This window comes from Pseudomonas sp. H1_F01 (assembly GCF_054681425.1).
On the sequence record NZ_CP162823.1, the window covers coordinates 5432496 to 5448140 of the forward strand.

General features: G+C 61.0%; 13 protein-coding genes and 2 tRNA genes. 10 read left to right on the forward strand and 5 right to left on the reverse strand.

Annotated elements, in window-relative coordinates; translation table 11 throughout:
• Positions 1-61: 61 nt before the first annotated feature.
• Positions 62-1123 carry a DNA polymerase IV gene (gene dinB, locus AB4O09_RS24550; protein ID WP_003198386.1) on the reverse strand — a complete coding sequence of 354 codons (1062 nt, stop codon included), beginning with the start codon at positions 1121-1123 and terminating at the stop codon, positions 62-64.
• Between the two features lie 287 nt (positions 1124-1410).
• On the opposite strand from dinB, the gene AB4O09_RS24555 reads away from it, so the two are divergent.
• The 4 genes from AB4O09_RS24555 (at position 1411) to AB4O09_RS24570 (ending at position 5880) form a co-directional block, all read left to right on the forward strand.
• A tRNA-Met gene (locus tag AB4O09_RS24555) sits at positions 1411-1487 on the forward strand.
• A 231-nt stretch (positions 1488-1718) separates the two neighbouring features.
• Positions 1719-1795, forward strand: a tRNA-Met gene (locus AB4O09_RS24560).
• Between the two features lie 153 nt (positions 1796-1948).
• Positions 1949-4591, forward strand: coding sequence for a bifunctional lysylphosphatidylglycerol flippase/synthetase MprF (mprF, locus tag AB4O09_RS24565; protein ID WP_003198384.1), 2643 nt, complete (start codon positions 1949-1951; stop codon positions 4589-4591).
• Positions 4591-5880 carry a virulence factor family protein gene (locus AB4O09_RS24570; RefSeq protein WP_003198382.1) on the forward strand — a complete coding sequence of 430 codons (1290 nt, stop codon included), beginning with the start codon at positions 4591-4593 and terminating at the stop codon, positions 5878-5880. Before mprF ends, AB4O09_RS24570 begins: the two co-directional genes overlap by 1 nt.
• A gap of 261 nt (positions 5881-6141) precedes the next feature.
• On the opposite strand, the gene AB4O09_RS24575 is transcribed toward AB4O09_RS24570, so the two are convergent.
• Complete coding sequence (locus AB4O09_RS24575; protein ID WP_371916757.1) at positions 6142-7983, reverse strand: potassium transporter Kup; 1842 nt, start codon at positions 7981-7983, stop codon at positions 6142-6144.
• Between the two features lie 333 nt (positions 7984-8316).
• On the opposite strand from AB4O09_RS24575, the gene rimO reads away from it, so the two are divergent.
• The 5 genes from rimO to tsaA all read left to right on the forward strand — a co-directional run bounded on the left by rimO (position 8317) and on the right by tsaA (position 12376).
• Complete coding sequence (gene rimO, locus AB4O09_RS24580) at positions 8317-9657, forward strand: 30S ribosomal protein S12 methylthiotransferase RimO (protein ID WP_003198379.1); 1341 nt, start codon at positions 8317-8319, stop codon at positions 9655-9657.
• 228 nt (positions 9658-9885) lie between these two features.
• Positions 9886-10359 (forward strand): GNAT family N-acetyltransferase, encoded by a 474-nt coding sequence (locus tag AB4O09_RS24585; protein ID WP_003198377.1) that lies wholly within the window; start codon positions 9886-9888, stop codon positions 10357-10359.
• An 83-nt stretch (positions 10360-10442) separates the two neighbouring features.
• Positions 10443-11153, forward strand: coding sequence for an rRNA pseudouridine synthase (locus AB4O09_RS24590; RefSeq protein ID WP_003198375.1), 711 nt, complete (start codon positions 10443-10445; stop codon positions 11151-11153).
• 57 nt (positions 11154-11210) lie between these two features.
• Positions 11211-11672, forward strand: coding sequence for a YehS family protein (locus AB4O09_RS24595; protein WP_003198373.1), 462 nt, complete (start codon positions 11211-11213; stop codon positions 11670-11672).
• 5 nt (positions 11673-11677) lie between these two features.
• Positions 11678-12376 carry a tRNA (N6-threonylcarbamoyladenosine(37)-N6)-methyltransferase TrmO gene (gene tsaA / locus AB4O09_RS24600; protein ID WP_003198370.1) on the forward strand — a complete coding sequence of 233 codons (699 nt, stop codon included), beginning with the start codon at positions 11678-11680 and terminating at the stop codon, positions 12374-12376.
• Positions 12377-12585: 209 nt separating this feature from the next.
• Here the strand turns inward: tsaA and fpr are convergent, their stop codons facing one another.
• Positions 12586-13365 carry a ferredoxin-NADP reductase gene (fpr, locus tag AB4O09_RS24605; RefSeq protein WP_003198368.1) on the reverse strand — a complete coding sequence of 260 codons (780 nt, stop codon included), beginning with the start codon at positions 13363-13365 and terminating at the stop codon, positions 12586-12588.
• Positions 13366-13486: 121 nt separating this feature from the next.
• Between fpr and AB4O09_RS24610 the strand changes: the two genes are divergently transcribed.
• Positions 13487-14413 (forward strand): LysR family transcriptional regulator, encoded by a 927-nt coding sequence (locus AB4O09_RS24610; protein ID WP_003198364.1) that lies wholly within the window; start codon positions 13487-13489, stop codon positions 14411-14413.
• Positions 14414-14417: 4 nt separating this feature from the next.
• Here AB4O09_RS24610 and AB4O09_RS24615 read toward each other — a convergent pair whose 3' ends face one another.
• Positions 14418-14780 (reverse strand): diacylglycerol kinase, encoded by a 363-nt coding sequence (locus tag AB4O09_RS24615; RefSeq protein ID WP_003184792.1) that lies wholly within the window; start codon positions 14778-14780, stop codon positions 14418-14420.
• Positions 14781-14852: 72 nt separating this feature from the next.
• Positions 14853-15506, reverse strand: coding sequence for a response regulator transcription factor ErdR (gene erdR, locus AB4O09_RS24620; protein WP_003198362.1), 654 nt, complete (start codon positions 15504-15506; stop codon positions 14853-14855).
• Positions 15507-15645 lie beyond the last annotated feature (139 nt).

A 15645-nucleotide genomic window follows, 5' to 3' on the forward strand; every position in this document is an offset into this window, starting at 1 on the left:
TTTGCTCCCACAGGATTCCCTTGCCACCAGGACCGCGCCAAGCAGGGGCTCATCGTCAGCCTCACCGCTCAAACAACTCCAACTGCTCAAACCCACCGCGCAAATCCTCCAGCCGCACCCCTATCCCCAATAACCGCACCGGCTTGCCGCCCCGATTGAACGCCTGGGTCAACAGCAGCTGGTAGCTGCCCAGGTCCCGCCCTGCCCCGGCCTGTTCCAGTGTGGTTTGGGTGAAGTCGTGGAATTTCACTTTGACGAACGGCTTGCCCGGTCGATAACTGCTGTCGATCCGCGCCATGCGTCCGTTGAGGGTTTCCATCAGTTCCGGCAGCTTGGCGAGGCAACTCACCAGGTCGGGCAGGTCGACATCGTAGGTGTTTTCCACACTGATGGACTGACGTCGGCTGTCGTTGTGCACCAGCCGCTCATCGATCCCACGAGCCAGACTCCAAAGCCGCTCACCGAAACTGCCAAATTCGCGCACCAGCGCCAACTTGTCCCATTGGCGCAACTGCAGGCAATCGACGATGCCGAGTCGGTTCAGCTTATCGGCGGTGACCTTTCCAACACCGTGGAGCTTGCTGACCGGCAGGGCCGAAACAAAGTCATCGACCTGGTCGGGGGTGATGACGAACAACCCGTTGGGCTTTTTCCAGTCACTGGCGATCTTGGCCAGGAACTTGTTCGGCGCGACGCCTGCGGACACAGTGATGTGCAACTGGTTGGAAACCCGCCGACGAATATCCTGGGCGATGCGCGTGGCGCTGCCACCGAAATGGGCACTGGCGGAGACGTCCAGGTAGGCCTCGTCCAGCGACAGCGGCTCGATCAGGTCAGTGTAATCGCTGAAAATCGTATGAATTTCCTTCGACGCTTCCCGATAGGCATCCATTCGTGGCTTGACGATGGTGAGGTCCGGGCAAAGCTTCAAGGCGTGGCCGGAAGACATGGCCGAGCGCACTCCGTAGGCCCGCGCTTCGTAGTTACAGGTGGCAATCACGCCCCGCCGATCCGCCGAGCCTCCCACCGCCAAGGGTTTGCCGGCCAGCCGCGGGTCATCGCGCATCTCGATGGCGGCATAGAAACAGTCACAGTCGACATGGATGATCTTACGTTGCGTCATAAATAAAGCAGCAGAGTGTGCGACGAATCGGGGCCACCAGTATCGCACCGGCACCTGTATATAGCACCAGTAGTTTAAAAGATCCTTCGTCGAGACCCGAAAGTGCCTACACAAATTTACTTCTTCAATCGCAATGAAGCCTCCAATAGAGCTTCAGCCCTTGCCAGGCTTGCGTCACAGCGCTGTCACAATGCCTTTCTCCAAGGCTAAGCACTTGAAGCGGAACAGTTTTTTATATAGCCAGGGTTGACAGCCGCGCGATTCTCTGTAGAATGCCGCCACACAGACGCGGGATGGAGCAGTCTGGTAGCTCGTCGGGCTCATAACCCGAAGGTCGTCGGTTCAAATCCGGCTCCCGCAACCAAACATCAAAAAAGGCTACTCGAAAGAGTGGCCTTTTTTGTGCGTGCCCGTTTTTGACTGCCTGATCAGAGAGTCGCCGCCTACGCCACCCTACCCACAACCAGTTGTAGGACAATTTCCTTTAAATTCCGAGCGTTTAGGAAGACAAGGGGCGGATCGAGGGTTTATTTGAGCCCATTACCTTTTAACGGTTGACACTCGGGCGTTCGCCTGTAGAATGCCGCCACACAGACGCGGGATGGAGCAGTCTGGTAGCTCGTCGGGCTCATAACCCGAAGGTCGTCGGTTCAAATCCGGCTCCCGCAACCAAATATCAAGAAAGGCTGCTCGAAAGAGTGGCCTTTTTTGTGTCTGGCGAAAAAAGCCCTACATTACAAAGATTTTGTAATTATTTTCCTCCGCGGGGATTGGTAACTTGGCTGGATACCCCCATCCTGTCGCGCATAGCTCAAGAGGTGATTGATGCGCGCCCACTCGTCTGACCCGCAAGACCCTGTTACTGCGACACAACCGATCAAGGCCGAACGATTGCGCTGGCTGGATCGGATCAGTCAATACCGCCAGCCTATTGGTCTCGCGGTAACGTTGCTGCTGTTTGCGATTGCCTTGATTGCCTGTCGCCACTTGCTGAGCGAGCTCGATCTTTACGCCCTGCATGATTCAATTCTGGAAGTGCCACGACCGGCCCTGCTGGGCGCGATCGCCGCCACGGTAGCCGGCTTCATCATTCTTTTAGGCTACGAGTGGTCCGCCAGCCGTTATGCCGGGGTGACACTGCCGCCACAAACCATGGTCCTGGGTGGATTCACCGCGTTCGCCATCGGCAATGCCATTGGCCTGTCACTGCTGTCGGGCGGCTCGGTTCGCTACCGTCTGTATGCGCGTCATGGCCTGGGGGCCTCGGATGTCGCCCACATGACGCTGTTCGCCAGCCTGTCCCTGGGCTGCGCGTTGCCGCCGCTGGCGGCCCTGGCGACGCTCAGCAACCTGCCCGCCGCGTCCACCGCGCTGCACCTGCCTGCGGCTTTGCTGGGGACCATTTCCGTCGCGGTGCTGCTGCTCACCAGCGTGTTGGCCGTCGGCATCTATCGTCGACGCCTGCCGGAACAGCCTCATCGCGACAGCCTGCTGGTAAAAGCCGGGCGCCGCACGCTGCGCCTGCCGGGCCGACGCCTGACCTTCCTGCAATTGGTAATCACCGCGCTGGATGTCGCCGCCGCCGCCACCGTGTTGTATCTGTTGCTGCCCGAAGCGCCGCCGTTCGGCGCCTTCCTGCTGGTGTACCTGCTGGCGCTGGCTGCCGGGGTGCTCAGCCATGTACCGGGCGGTGTCGGGGTGTTCGAAGCGATCCTGCTGGCCGCGTTCGCCGACAAACTCGGGGCCGCGCCACTGGCCGCCGCGCTGTTGCTGTATCGCTTGATCTACGTGCTGCTGCCGATGCTGGTGGCCTGCGTACTGTTGCTGATCAATGAGGCGCAACGGCTGTTCCAGACGCGCCAGACCCTGCGGGCGGCATCGGGTTTCGCGGCGCCAATCCTGGCGGTGCTGGTGTTCCTCTCAGGTGTCGTGCTGTTGTTTTCCGGGGTAACGCCGGAAATCGACACCCGCCTGGAGCACATCGGCTTCCTTATCCCTCATCGGCTGGTCGACGCTTCGCACTTCGGCGCCAGCCTGGTGGGCGTGTTGTGCCTGTTGCTCGCCCAAGGCCTGCGCCGTCGCCTGTCGGCCGCCTGGATGCTGACCACGGTCTTGCTCCTGGTCGGCGCCCTGCTCTCGCTGCTCAAGGGTTTTGACTGGGAAGAAGCCACGCTACTGACGCTGACGGCCACCCTGCTGGCGGTGTTCCGGCGCTCCTTCTATCGTCCGAGTCGCCTGACTGAACTGCCCTTTTCCCCGCTGTTCCTGATCGCCAGTATCTGCGTGCTCGGCGCGTCGATCTGGCTGCTGCTGTTTGCTTACCAGGATGTGCCCTACAGCCATCAACTCTGGTGGCAGTTCACTCTCGACGCCGACGCCCCTCGCGGCCTGCGCTCCCTGCTGGGCGCCGCGGTGCTGCTGGTGGTGGTGTCCCTGACCTGGTTGCTGCGCACCGCGCGACCGGTGATCCATTTGCCGACGGCAGAAGAACTGGAGCGGGCCAAGACGATTCTCATGACGTCTTCGCAACCCGACGGCGGCCTGGCCCTGACCGGCGACAAGGCGTTGCTGTTTCACCCCAACGACGAAGCGTTCCTGATGTACGCCCGCCGTGGTCGCAGCCTGGTGGCGTTGTACGACCCGATCGGTCCTACCCAGCAACGGGCTGAAATGATCTGGCAGTTCCGCGACCTGTGTGACATCCACCATGCCCGCCCCGTGTTCTATCAGGTACGTGCCGAGAACCTGCCGTACTACATGGACATCGGCCTGACAGCCATCAAGCTGGGCGAGGAAGCACGGGTCGACCTCAAGCGTTTCGATCTCGAAGCCAAGGGCAAGGAGATGAAGGACCTGCGCTACACCTGGAACCGCGGCACCCGTGACGGCCTGTCACTGGAGATCCACGAACCGGGCCAGGCGCCGATGGATGAGCTCAAGGTCATTTCCGATGCCTGGCTGACCGGCAAGAACGTGCGTGAGAAAGGTTTCTCCCTGGGCCGTTTCAGCGATGACTACCTCAAGCATTTCCGCATCGCGGTAATTCGTTTCGAGGGCCGGCCGGTGGCGTTCGCCAACCTGCTGGAAACCCACAGTCACGAACTGGCCAGCCTCGACCTGATGCGCGCCCACCCCGAAGCCCCGAAACTGACCATGGAATTCATGATGGTCGGCCTCATCCAGCATTACAAAAACCATGACTACGCCCGCTTCAGCCTCGGCATGGTCCCGCTGTCGGGCCTGCAACCGCGTCGCGGCGCACCGTTGACCCAACGCCTGGGTTCGATGGTGTTCCGCCGTGGCGAGCAGCTCTATAACTTCCAGGGGCTGCGCCGCTTCAAAGACAAATTCCAGCCTGACTGGGAACCTCGCTACATGGCCGTGCCCGCCGGACTCGATCCGCTGGTGGCGCTGGCTGATACCGCCGCCCTGATTGCAGGCGGCCTGACTGGATTGGTGAAACGCTGATGATGCAACGCTCCTGGCGATACGTAGTGGCCGCCCTGCTGGTGCTGGCGGTAATTCTCGGTGGCGGTTACTGGTACTTGAAACGCCCGGCCCCGCAACCAACCCTGGAACAGCTGGCGCCCACCGATGGCGTGGCGATGACGCGGGTCATCCCCGGCACCAAGCCGCGCGCCCAGGTGCTGGTGGCGGTCAATGAGGACCAGAAGCTCAGCGACACGCAGTTGACGACCCTCAGCCGCAGCGGCTCGGCGCAGATCGTCCAAGTGATCCTGCCCAAGGACTGCATGTTGCAAGGTCGCGCCCTGCAGACGGGCCTGCGGCAGCTCCAAGGGCCAGCCACGCTGGTCAGCGGCATCGGCCCTGGCGCCGTGCTGGCCTGGCGCTGGCTGGCCGAGCAGAAGGATGACAAGGCCAAGGCCGTGTCGGTGGACCTGGCCCTGGAAAAACCCGGCTGCACACACTTGCTGCCCAAAAGCGCAGCCCACGGCCACTGGCTGGTGGCCTGGAACGATAACCCCGACGACACCAGCGCCGGCTTCGTACGCGATCAGCGGAATGCCGAGACCAGCATCAGCGACTACGACATCAACCTGCCGCAAGTACTGAACAACGAGCTGCGCAAGATCCTGGTCGGCACTGACAAGGCCAAGGGTGGCCTGAGCATCCCGGTGGTGGAAGTCCCAGCCAGCCAGACGCGGGATACCGTGACCCTGTTTCTCTCCGGAGACGGCGGCTGGCGCGACCTGGACCGCGACGTGGCCGATGAAATGGCCAAGATTGGCTACCCAGTGGTCGGCATCGACACCCTGCGCTACTACTGGCAGCACAAGAGCCCGGAGCAAAGCGCGGCGGATCTGACCGAACTGATGCAGCACTACCGTCAGGTCTGGGGCACCAAGCGCTTCGTCCTGACCGGCTACTCCTTCGGTGCCGACGTGTTGCCAGCCATCTACAATCGCCTGCCAGCCACCGAACAACAGCGGGTCGATGCGATCATCCTGCTGGCTTTCGCCCGCACAGGCAGCTTCGAGATCGAAGTCGAAGGCTGGCTCGGTAACGCCGGGACGGAAGCCGCCACCGGCCCGGAAATGGCCAAGCTGCCAGCCGAGAAAGTGGTGTGCATCTACGGCGGTGAAGAAGCCGACGAAAGCGGCTGTACCGACAAGACCGCCGTGGGCGAGGCCATCAAGCTGCCTGGCGGCCACCACTTCGACGAAAATTACCCGGCCCTGGCCAAGCGCCTGATCGATGAGATCAACAAGCGGCAGAACAAGACAACCGAACAGTGATCTGACGCAGAACAGAGAAAAGCCCCGGCAACCTTACGGTTACCGGGGCTTTTTTGTGCCAGCTCGACTGCACATAGGGCCCCTTGTGGGAGCGAGCCTGCTCACGATGACGGCAGCACAGTCAACATAACTGCCAACTGACCCACAACCATCGCGAGCAGGCTCGCTCCCACAAAGGTTCACTGGTCATCTTGCATTTGTGCGACCGACAAAAAAGCCCCCGCCGCCGCAAGGCAACGAGGGCTTTTTGTTTTCTGGTCGCTACATCTCCACCTGCGTCCCCAGTTCAATCACCCGGTTCAACGGAAGATTGAAGAAGCGCAGATTGCCGTTGGCGTTCTTCAACATGAAGGCGAACAACGCCTCGCGCCAGCGCGCCATACCTTCGAGTTTCGACGCGATGACCGTTTCGCGGCTGAGGAAGTAGGTGGTGCGCATCGGGCTGAAGTCCAGGTCATCCAGATGGCAGAGCTTGAGTGCCTGCGGGACGTCCGGCTCGTCGGTGAAGCCAAAATGCAGGATCACCCGGAAGAAGCCTTCGCCATAGGCATCGACCTCGAAGCGCCGCTGCGGCGGTACCCGGGGGATGTCTTCGTACACCACCGTCAGCAGCACCACTTGCTCATGCAGCACCTGGTTGTGCAGCAGGTTGTGCAACAGCGCATGGGGCACGGCGTCCGAACGTGCGGTCAGGAACACGGCGGTGCCCTGTACGCGATGGGGCGGTTGCACGCGAATACTGCTGATGAAGATTGGCAGCGGCAGCGCGCCTTCGTCCAGGCGCTCCACCAGCAATTGCTTGCCGCGCTTCCAGGTGGTCATCAACACAAACAAGGCGATACCGGCGATCACCGGGAAAGCGCCGCCCTGAACGATTTTCGGCACGTTAGCGGCAAAGTACAGGCCATCGACCAGCAGGAAACCGATCAATACCGGCACCGCCAGCAGCGGCGGCCATTTCCACAACAACAGCATGACCGCCGAGACCAGGATCGTGGTCATCAGCATGGTACCGGTCACGGCCACGCCATAGGCCGAAGCCAATGCGCCGGAAGATTCGAAACCCAGCACCAGCAGCACCACGCCAACCATCAGTGACCAGTTCACCGCACCGATGTAGATCTGGCCCTGCTCGGCGCTGGAGGTGTGCTGGATATACATGCGCGGGATGTAGCCGAGCTGGATCGCCTGGCGCGTCAGGGAGAATGCGCCGGAAATCACCGCTTGCGAAGCGATCACCGTGGCCAGGGTCGACAGACCCACCAGCGGAATCAGCGCCCAGCTCGGTGCCAACAGATAGAACGGGTTGCGCGCCGCTTCCGGGTCACCCAGCAACAACGCGCCCTGACCGAAGTAATTGAGTACCAGCGCCGGCAGCACCAGGATGAACCAGGCCCGTGCAATGGGTTTGCGCCCGAAGTGGCCCATGTCGGCGTACAGCGCTTCGGCACCGGTCAGCGCCAGCACCACGGCGCCGAGGATCGCCACGCCCATGCCCGAATGGACGACGAAGAAACGCACGGCCCAGACTGGGTTCAACGCCTGCAACACTTCCGGGTGTTGGCTGATGCCGTAGACACCGAGCGCGCCGAGCACCAGGAACCAGGTGACCATGATCGGGCCGAACAGGATGCCGATCCGTGCGGTACCGTGGCGCTGGATGATAAAGAGCCCTACCAGCACGACCAAGGACAGTGGCACGACCCAATGATCGATGCCCTCGAACGCCAGGCCAACGCCTTCGATCGCCGAGAGCACGGAAATCGCCGGGGTGATCATGCTGTCGCCATAGAACAACGCCGCCCCGATCAAGCCGCAGATCACCAGCAATTTGCGCAACCGCGCCCGCCCCGCCGCTGCCCGCCGCGCCAGGGCGGTGAGCGCCATGATCCCGCCCTCACCCTGGTTGTCGGCGCGCAGGACGAACATCATGTACTTGATCGACACGACCCAGATCAGCGACCAGAAAATCAGCGAGAGGATCCCCAGCACCCCATCGTGGTTGACAGGTACGCCGTAGGCACCGGAAAACACTTCCTTGAGGGTGTACAGCGGGCTCGTGCCGATGTCGCCATAAACCACTCCGACCGCCGCGACCAGCATGCTCAGCGGTTTCGCTGCCGAATGCTCGGCACCCACCGCCTGACTACTTGCATGACCCATCCAACACTCCTGATTCCAGACCTGGCTTCTTGAACGAAGCACTATGCTTTGTTGAGGCAGCATGCGCTGTTTTACGTATTGTTACAGACGTTTTGTTGACTGTAGCAATCGTCAGAACGCAAAGGCGCGAAGCATAGCGCAGCACTCGTCGCATTTCCCGGTATAAAGCTGGTCAAGCAGCCCAGCCACAGATAGAATTGCGCACTTTTTGATCAGAGGCGCGCCAGGCGCCCTGTCTCGGCAAGAGACGATCCCCCTACACCGAGGTTAGACATGTCCACCACTACCGCGCCAGCCAATCCGAAGGTTGGCTTCGTATCCCTGGGTTGCCCGAAGGCTCTGGTCGACTCCGAGCGCATCCTGACCCAGTTGCGCATGGAAGGCTATGACGTTGTGTCCACCTATCAGGACGCCGACGTGGTCGTGGTCAACACCTGCGGCTTCATCGACTCGGCCAAGGCCGAATCCCTGGAAGTGATCGGCGAAGCCATCAAGGAAAACGGCAAGGTCATCGTCACCGGCTGCATGGGTGTGGAAGAAGGCAACATCCGCAACGTGCACCCGAGCGTGTTGTCCGTGACCGGTCCGCAGCAGTACGAGCAGGTGGTCAACGCCGTGCACGACGTGGTGCCGCCACGCCAGGACCATAACCCGCTGATCGACCTGGTGCCGCCACAAGGCATCAAGCTGACCCCGCGCCACTACGCCTACCTGAAGATTTCCGAAGGCTGCAACCACAGCTGCAGCTTCTGCATCATCCCGTCGATGCGCGGCAAGCTGGTGAGCCGCCCGGTGGGCGATGTGCTCGACGAGGCCCAGCGCCTGGTCAAGGCCGGCGTCAAGGAACTGCTGGTGATCTCCCAGGACACCAGCGCCTACGGCGTCGACGTGAAATACCGCACCGGTTTCTGGAACGGCGCGCCGGTGAAAACCCGCATGACCGAACTGTGCGAAGCCCTCAGCACCCTCGGCGTCTGGGTCCGCCTGCATTACGTCTACCCATACCCGCACGTCGACGAACTGATCCCTCTGATGGCCGCCGGCAAGATCCTGCCGTACCTGGACATCCCGTTCCAGCACGCCAGCCCGAAAGTCCTCAAGGCCATGAAGCGCCCGGCGTTCGAAGACAAGACCCTGGCCCGCATCAAGAACTGGCGCGAGATCTGCCCGGACCTGATTATCCGTTCGACGTTCATCGTCGGCTTCCCCGGTGAAACCGAGGAAGACTTCCAGTACCTGCTGGACTGGCTGACCGAAGCCCAGCTCGACCGCGTCGGCTGCTTCCAGTACTCCCCTGTCGAAGGCGCACCGGCCAACGACCTGGACCTGGACGTGGTGCCGGACGACGTCAAGCAGGACCGTTGGGAGCGCTTCATGGCGCACCAGCAGGCCATCAGCTCGGCGCGCCTGCAAATGCGCATCGGCCGTGAAATCGAAGTGCTGGTGGATGAAGTGGACGAGCAAGGCGCCGTGGGCCGCTGCTTCTTCGACGCCCCGGAAATCGACGGCAACGTCTTCATCGACAATGGCAGCAACCTCAAGCCGGGCGACAAAGTCTGGTGCAAGGTGACCGACGCCGATGAGTACGATTTGTGGGCTGAGCAGATCGGTTGATCCGCGGCTTCACAGACTCAATGTGATACCTGTGGGAGCCGAGCTTGCTCGCGATAGCGGTGCATCAGCCAACATCAATATTGGCTGACACGACGCCATCGCGAGCAAGCTCGGCTCCCACAGGTGCTTTCACAAGCCGAAAAATTGAAAAGCCCCGTCATCATCACAAGATGCGGGGCTTTTTTGCAGCTATCGTATGGAGATATCCAGCACAAGGAACAGGCGGGCATGCGTCAGCATTCGGTCATCCACACACCGAAACCGAGCGATTACCAGGAACTGACCCAGGTGTGGGAGGCGTCGGTACGCGCCACCCACGACTTCCTGCCGGACAGCTACATCGAGCTGCTGAAAAACCTGGTGCTCACCCGTTACCTGGATGCGGTGATGCTCATCTGCACCCGGGACGCGCGCCAGCGGATCACCGGTTTCGCCGGCGTCGCGGCCGGCAAGATCGAGATGCTCTTCATCGACCCGCAGCACCGTGGCCAGGGCCTGGGCAAGCAACTGCTGCGCTACGCCATGGAACACCTGAACGCCGATCAACTGGACGTCAACGAGCAGAACCCGCAAGCCCTGGGCTTTTACCTCAAGCAAGGCTTCGAAGTGGTCGGGCGTTCGGCAAAAGATGGCATGAACCAACCCTACCCGCTGCTGCACATGCGCTACAAGCAGCCCGACCTGAAGGCTGGGCGCGGCTAAAAGCGGCATGAGGCAAATGGACCCGCGATTAACCGGCGCCAGGCAGGTACAATGCCCACCCTCTTTTTGTTACGGCCCCCGTCATGACTGACCCGATTCGTCTCTCCAAACGCCTCATCGAACTCGTCGGCTGTTCCCGTCGGGAGGCTGAGCTGTTCATCGAGGGCGGCTGGGTCACCGTGGATGGCGAAGTGATCGATGAGCCGCAGTTCAAGGTCACCACCCAGAAGGTCGAACTCGACCCCGAGGCCAAGGCCACCGCGCCGGAACCGGTGACGCTCCTGCTCAACGTCCCGGCCGGCACGGATGTGGACACTGCCATGGCCTCCCTCGGACCGCAGACCCTGAGCGAAGAACATCGCTTCGGCAAACGCCCGCTCAAGGGCCATTTCCTGCGCCTGACCGCCAGCGCCGACCTGCAGGCCAACGCCAGCGGGCTGCTGGTGTTCACCCAGGACTGGAAAATCTTGCGCAAGCTCACCGCCGACGCCGCCAAGATCGAGCAGGAATACGTGGTGGAAGTCGAAGGCGAGATGGTCGCCCATGGCCTCAATCGCCTGAACCATGGCTTGACCTACAAGGGCAAGGAACTGCCGGCGGTCAAGGCCAGCTGGCAGAACGAGAACCGCCTGCGCTTTGCCATGAAAAACCCGCAGCCCGGCGTGATCGCTCTGTTTTGCCAGGCGGTCGGGCTCAAGGTCGTCGCCATTCGCCGCATTCGCATCGGCGGCGTGTCCATCGGCAAGGTGCCGCTGGGCCAGTGGCGCTACCTGTCTGCCAAAGAGAAATTCTAATTTTCCGGCGCCGCACCGAACCGGGGCGCCCACTGCCGATTGATCAGGACTGCACACATGATTCACAACGACGTACTGCGCAGCGTGCGCTACATGCTCGACATCAGCGACAAGAAAGTCATCGAGATCATCAAGCTGGGCGGCCTGGAAGTCTCCCTGGCGGACCTGACGGGCTACCTCAAGAAAGACGAGGAAGAAGGCTTCGTATTCTGCCCTGACGAGGTCATGGCGCATTTTCTCGATGGCCTGGTGATCTTCAAGCGTGGCAAGGACGAAAGCCGTCCGCCGCAGCCGATCGAAGTGCCGGTGACCAACAACATCATCCTCAAGAAACTGCGAGTGGCGTTCGAGCTGAAGGAAGACGACATGCACGCCATCCTCAAGGCCGCCGAGTTCCCGGTGTCCAAGCCGGAACTGAGCGCGCTGTTCCGCAAGTTCGGCCACACCAACTACCGCCCGTGTGGCGACCAGTTGCTGCGCAATTTCCTCAAGGGCCTGACGCTGCGCGTTCGCGGCTGACACCCGTGACTTACAACGTCTCTCCCATCGGCTTCGTCCGCTCCTGCTTCAAGGAGAAGTTCGCCATCCCCCGCCAACCGCAGTTGGCGCCGGCCGCACGTGGTGTGCTGGAGCTGGTGGCGCCGTTTGATCAGGGCGAGGCAGTGCAGGGGTTGGAGCAGGTCAGCCATGTCTGGCTGCTGTTCCTGTTCCACCAGGCGCTGGAAGACAAGCCGCGGTTGAAAGTGCGCCCGCCGCGCCTGGGCGGCAACAAGTCCATGGGCGTGTTCGCCACCCGCGCCACCCACCGCCCCAACGGCATCGGCCAGTCGGTAGTTAAGCTGGAGCGGATCGAAGCCGGGCGGCTGTGGATCTCGGGTATCGACTTGCTGGACGGCACACCGGTGCTGGACATCAAGCCCTACGTGCCCTACGCCGACATCATCGGCTCGGCTTCCAACAGCATCGCCAGCGCAGCGCCTGAATTGATTCCGGTGCAATGGGCGGACACTGCCCTGCTTCAAGCGCGCGAGCACGCCACGCGCCTGGGAGAGCCCCTGGTGGAGCTGATTGAACAATGCCTGGCCCAAGACCCGCGCCCGGCGTACCAGGTTCCTACCGCCGAACGGGAATATGGCGCGCAGTTCTGGGACCTGGATGTTCGTTGGCATTACCCGCAGGCGGGGTTGATTCGGGTGTTGGAAGTGATTCCGGCGAAACCGTAGACACCAGAAACGAAAAAGCCCGCGCGGCCTTTATCAGGCGGCGCGGGCTTTTTTTGGTCTGTCATTTGGACCGAGTCGCTACCATCGCGAGCAGGCTCGCTCCCACATTTGATCTGCAGTGACTACAAGAGTGTGTGGTCACACATGCTCCATTGTGGGAGCGAGCCTGATCGCGATAGCTTTCGGTCAGCCATCGCATAAACCGAGGCTTACTTCTCTACAAACGCCCGCTCGATCAGGTAATCACCCGGCTCGCGCATACGCGGCGAAACGGTCAGGCCGAAGCTGTTGAGCACTTCGCTGGTCTCGTCGAGCATGCTCGGGCTGCCGCACAACATGGCGCGGTCGTCCTGCGGGTTGATCGGTGGCAGGCCGATGTCGCGGAACAGCTTGCCGCTGCGCATCAGGTCGGTCAGGCGGCCTTCGTTCTCGAACGGCTCGCGCGTCACGGTCGGGTAGTAGATCAGCTTTTCACGCAGCGCTTCGCCGAAGAACTCGTTCTGCGGCAAGTGTTCGGTGATGAACTCGCGGTAAGCGACTTCATTGACGTAACGCACGCCGTGGCACAGGATCACTTTTTCGAAACGCTCATAGGTTTCCGGATCCTGGATGACGCTCATGAACGGCGCCAGGCCAGTACCGGTGCTGAGCAGGTACAAATGCTTGCCAGGCTTGAGATCGTCCAGCACGAGGGTGCCGGTGGGTTTCTTGCTGATGATGATCTCGTCGCCTTCCTTCAGGTGTTGCAGCTGGGAAGTCAGCGGACCATCAGGCACCTTGATGCTGAAGAATTCGAGATGCTCTTCCCAGTTCGGGCTGGCAATCGAGTAAGCGCGCATAAGCGGGCGGCCATTGGGCTGTTGCAGGCCGATCATCACGAACTGACCGTTCTCGAAGCGCAGGCCCGGATCGCGGGTGCACTTGAAGCTGAACAGAGTGTCGTTCCAGTGATGAACACTGAGGACACGCTCGTGGTTCATGTTGCTCATGTACGGGGACTCCTGGGAAGAATGCCTGCGCCGATAATCTGCGCAATTGCATCGCATTCTAATGGCGGCGACAATATCTGTTAAATGGATTATTAAGATAAGGGTTATCGGTTATATCGATATGCGATTTACTCTCCGTCAACTTCAAGTCTTCGTCGCCGTCGCCCAGCAAGAAAGCGTGTCTCGCGCTGCGGGCCATCTCAATCTGTCGCAGTCGGCGGCCAGCACCTCCATCACCGAACTGGAGCGGCAATCGAGCTGCCAATTGTTCGACCGTGCCGGCAAGCGCCTGAGTCTCAACGCCCTGGGCAAACAACTGCTGCCCCAGGCAGTGGCGCTGCTGGACCAGGCCAAGGAAATCGAAGACCTGCTCAATGGCAAGTCCGGTTTCGGCTCACTGGCGGTCGGTGCCACCCTGACCATCGGCAATTACCTGGCGACCTTGTTGATCGGCGGTTTCATGCAGCGCCATCCAGAAAGCCAAGTGAAGCTGCACGTGCAGAACACTGCCAATATCGTGCACCAGGTTGCCCACTATGAAATTGATCTGGGTCTAATCGAAGGTGACTGCAGCCATCCGGACATCGAGGTACAGAGCTGGGTCGAGGACGAACTAGTGGTGTTCTGCGCCCCTCAACACCCGCTGGCCAAGCGCGGCCAGGCGACCATGGAGGAACTGACCCATGAGGCGTGGATTCTACGGGAACAGGGTTCCGGCACGCGCCTGACCTTCGACCAGGCCATGCGTCACCACCGCAGCGCGCTGAATATCCGCCTGGAGCTGGAACACACCGAAGCGATCAAGCGCGCCGTGGAATCCGGCCTGGGCATTGGCTGCATCTCACGCCTGGCCCTGCGCGACGCTTTCCGCCGCGGCAGCCTCGTCGCAGTGGAAACACCGGACATGGACCTGGCGCGGCAGTTTTATTTCATCTGGCATAAACAGAAGTATCAGACCTCGGCCATGCGCGAATTCCTTGAGCTGTGCCGGGCTTTCACCGCCGGAGCCCAGCGCAGCGACGAAATCGTGCTACCGACCATTGCCTGAGCCGTTACAACAGCACCACGCCCCACACCAACGCGATCATCGTCAGGGCGACGAACTGGGCGGCGCTGCCCATGTCCTTGGCGTTTTTTGACAATGGGTGCAGCTCCAGGGAGATGCGGTCGATAGCCGCCTCCACCGCCGAGTTGAGCAATTCCACGATCAATGCCAACAGGCACACGGCGATCAGCAGTGCCTGCTCGACGCGACTGACGTTCAGGAAGAATGACAACGGAATCAACACGACGTTGAGCAGCACCAACTGACGGAAAGCCGCTTCGCCGACAAAAGCTGCACGCAGGCCGTCCAAGGAATAGCCGGAGGCGTTGAGGATGCGTTTCAGGCCGGTCTGGCCTTTAAAAGGTGACATAGAGTGGGCAACTGATCGAAAAGGAGTGGAGAAGCTAATTCAAACCCGGTCAAAAAAGCGTGAACCGGAACACTAAGCCTGCGGCGAAATTGACTCAAGTTGTTGCAGCAGCAAGGCCGCCTGGGTCCGGGTGCGCACGTTCAGTTTACGAAAAATCGCCGTGACGTGGGCCTTGATGGTGGCCTCCGACACGTTCAGTTCGTAGGCAATCTGCTTGTTCAGCAAGCCTTCGCAGACCATGGTCAACACCCGGAACTGCTGCGGCGTGAGGCTGGCCAGCCCTTCGCTGGCGGCCTTGGCTTCCTCGGACACGCTCACCGCTTCGAACGCCTGGGGCGGCCAGCAGACATCGCCGTCCAGGACGGCCTTCACGGCCTTCTGAATCATCTCAAGGGAACTGGACTTGGGTATGAATCCGCTGGCACCGAACTCCCGGGCCTTGACCATCACCGAGGCTTCTTCCTGGGCCGAGACCATGACCACAGGGATCTGCGGGTATTGGCCCCGCAACAGCACCAGCCCTGAAAAGCCATAAGCGCCGGGCATGTTCAGGTCCAGCAGCACCAGGTCCCAATCGGCCTTCGCCGTCAACTGGACCTCCAGTTCCGCGATACTGGCCACCTCCGTCAACCGGACAGCCGGGCCGAGGCCCAGGGTCACAGCCTGATGCAACGCGCTGCGAAAGAGCGGGTGGTCATCGGCAATCAGGATTTCGTATGTGGCCATTTTTCAAATGATCCTGTTTTTAATGGCAGGCCCGATGCATTCGCGCCTCGCCAAGACAACTCAAGACACCGCCATGCAGCGGCATCCACAGGGGCACATTCAACGCCAAACACGGCGTTTCAAACATTGGCGGCGCCCT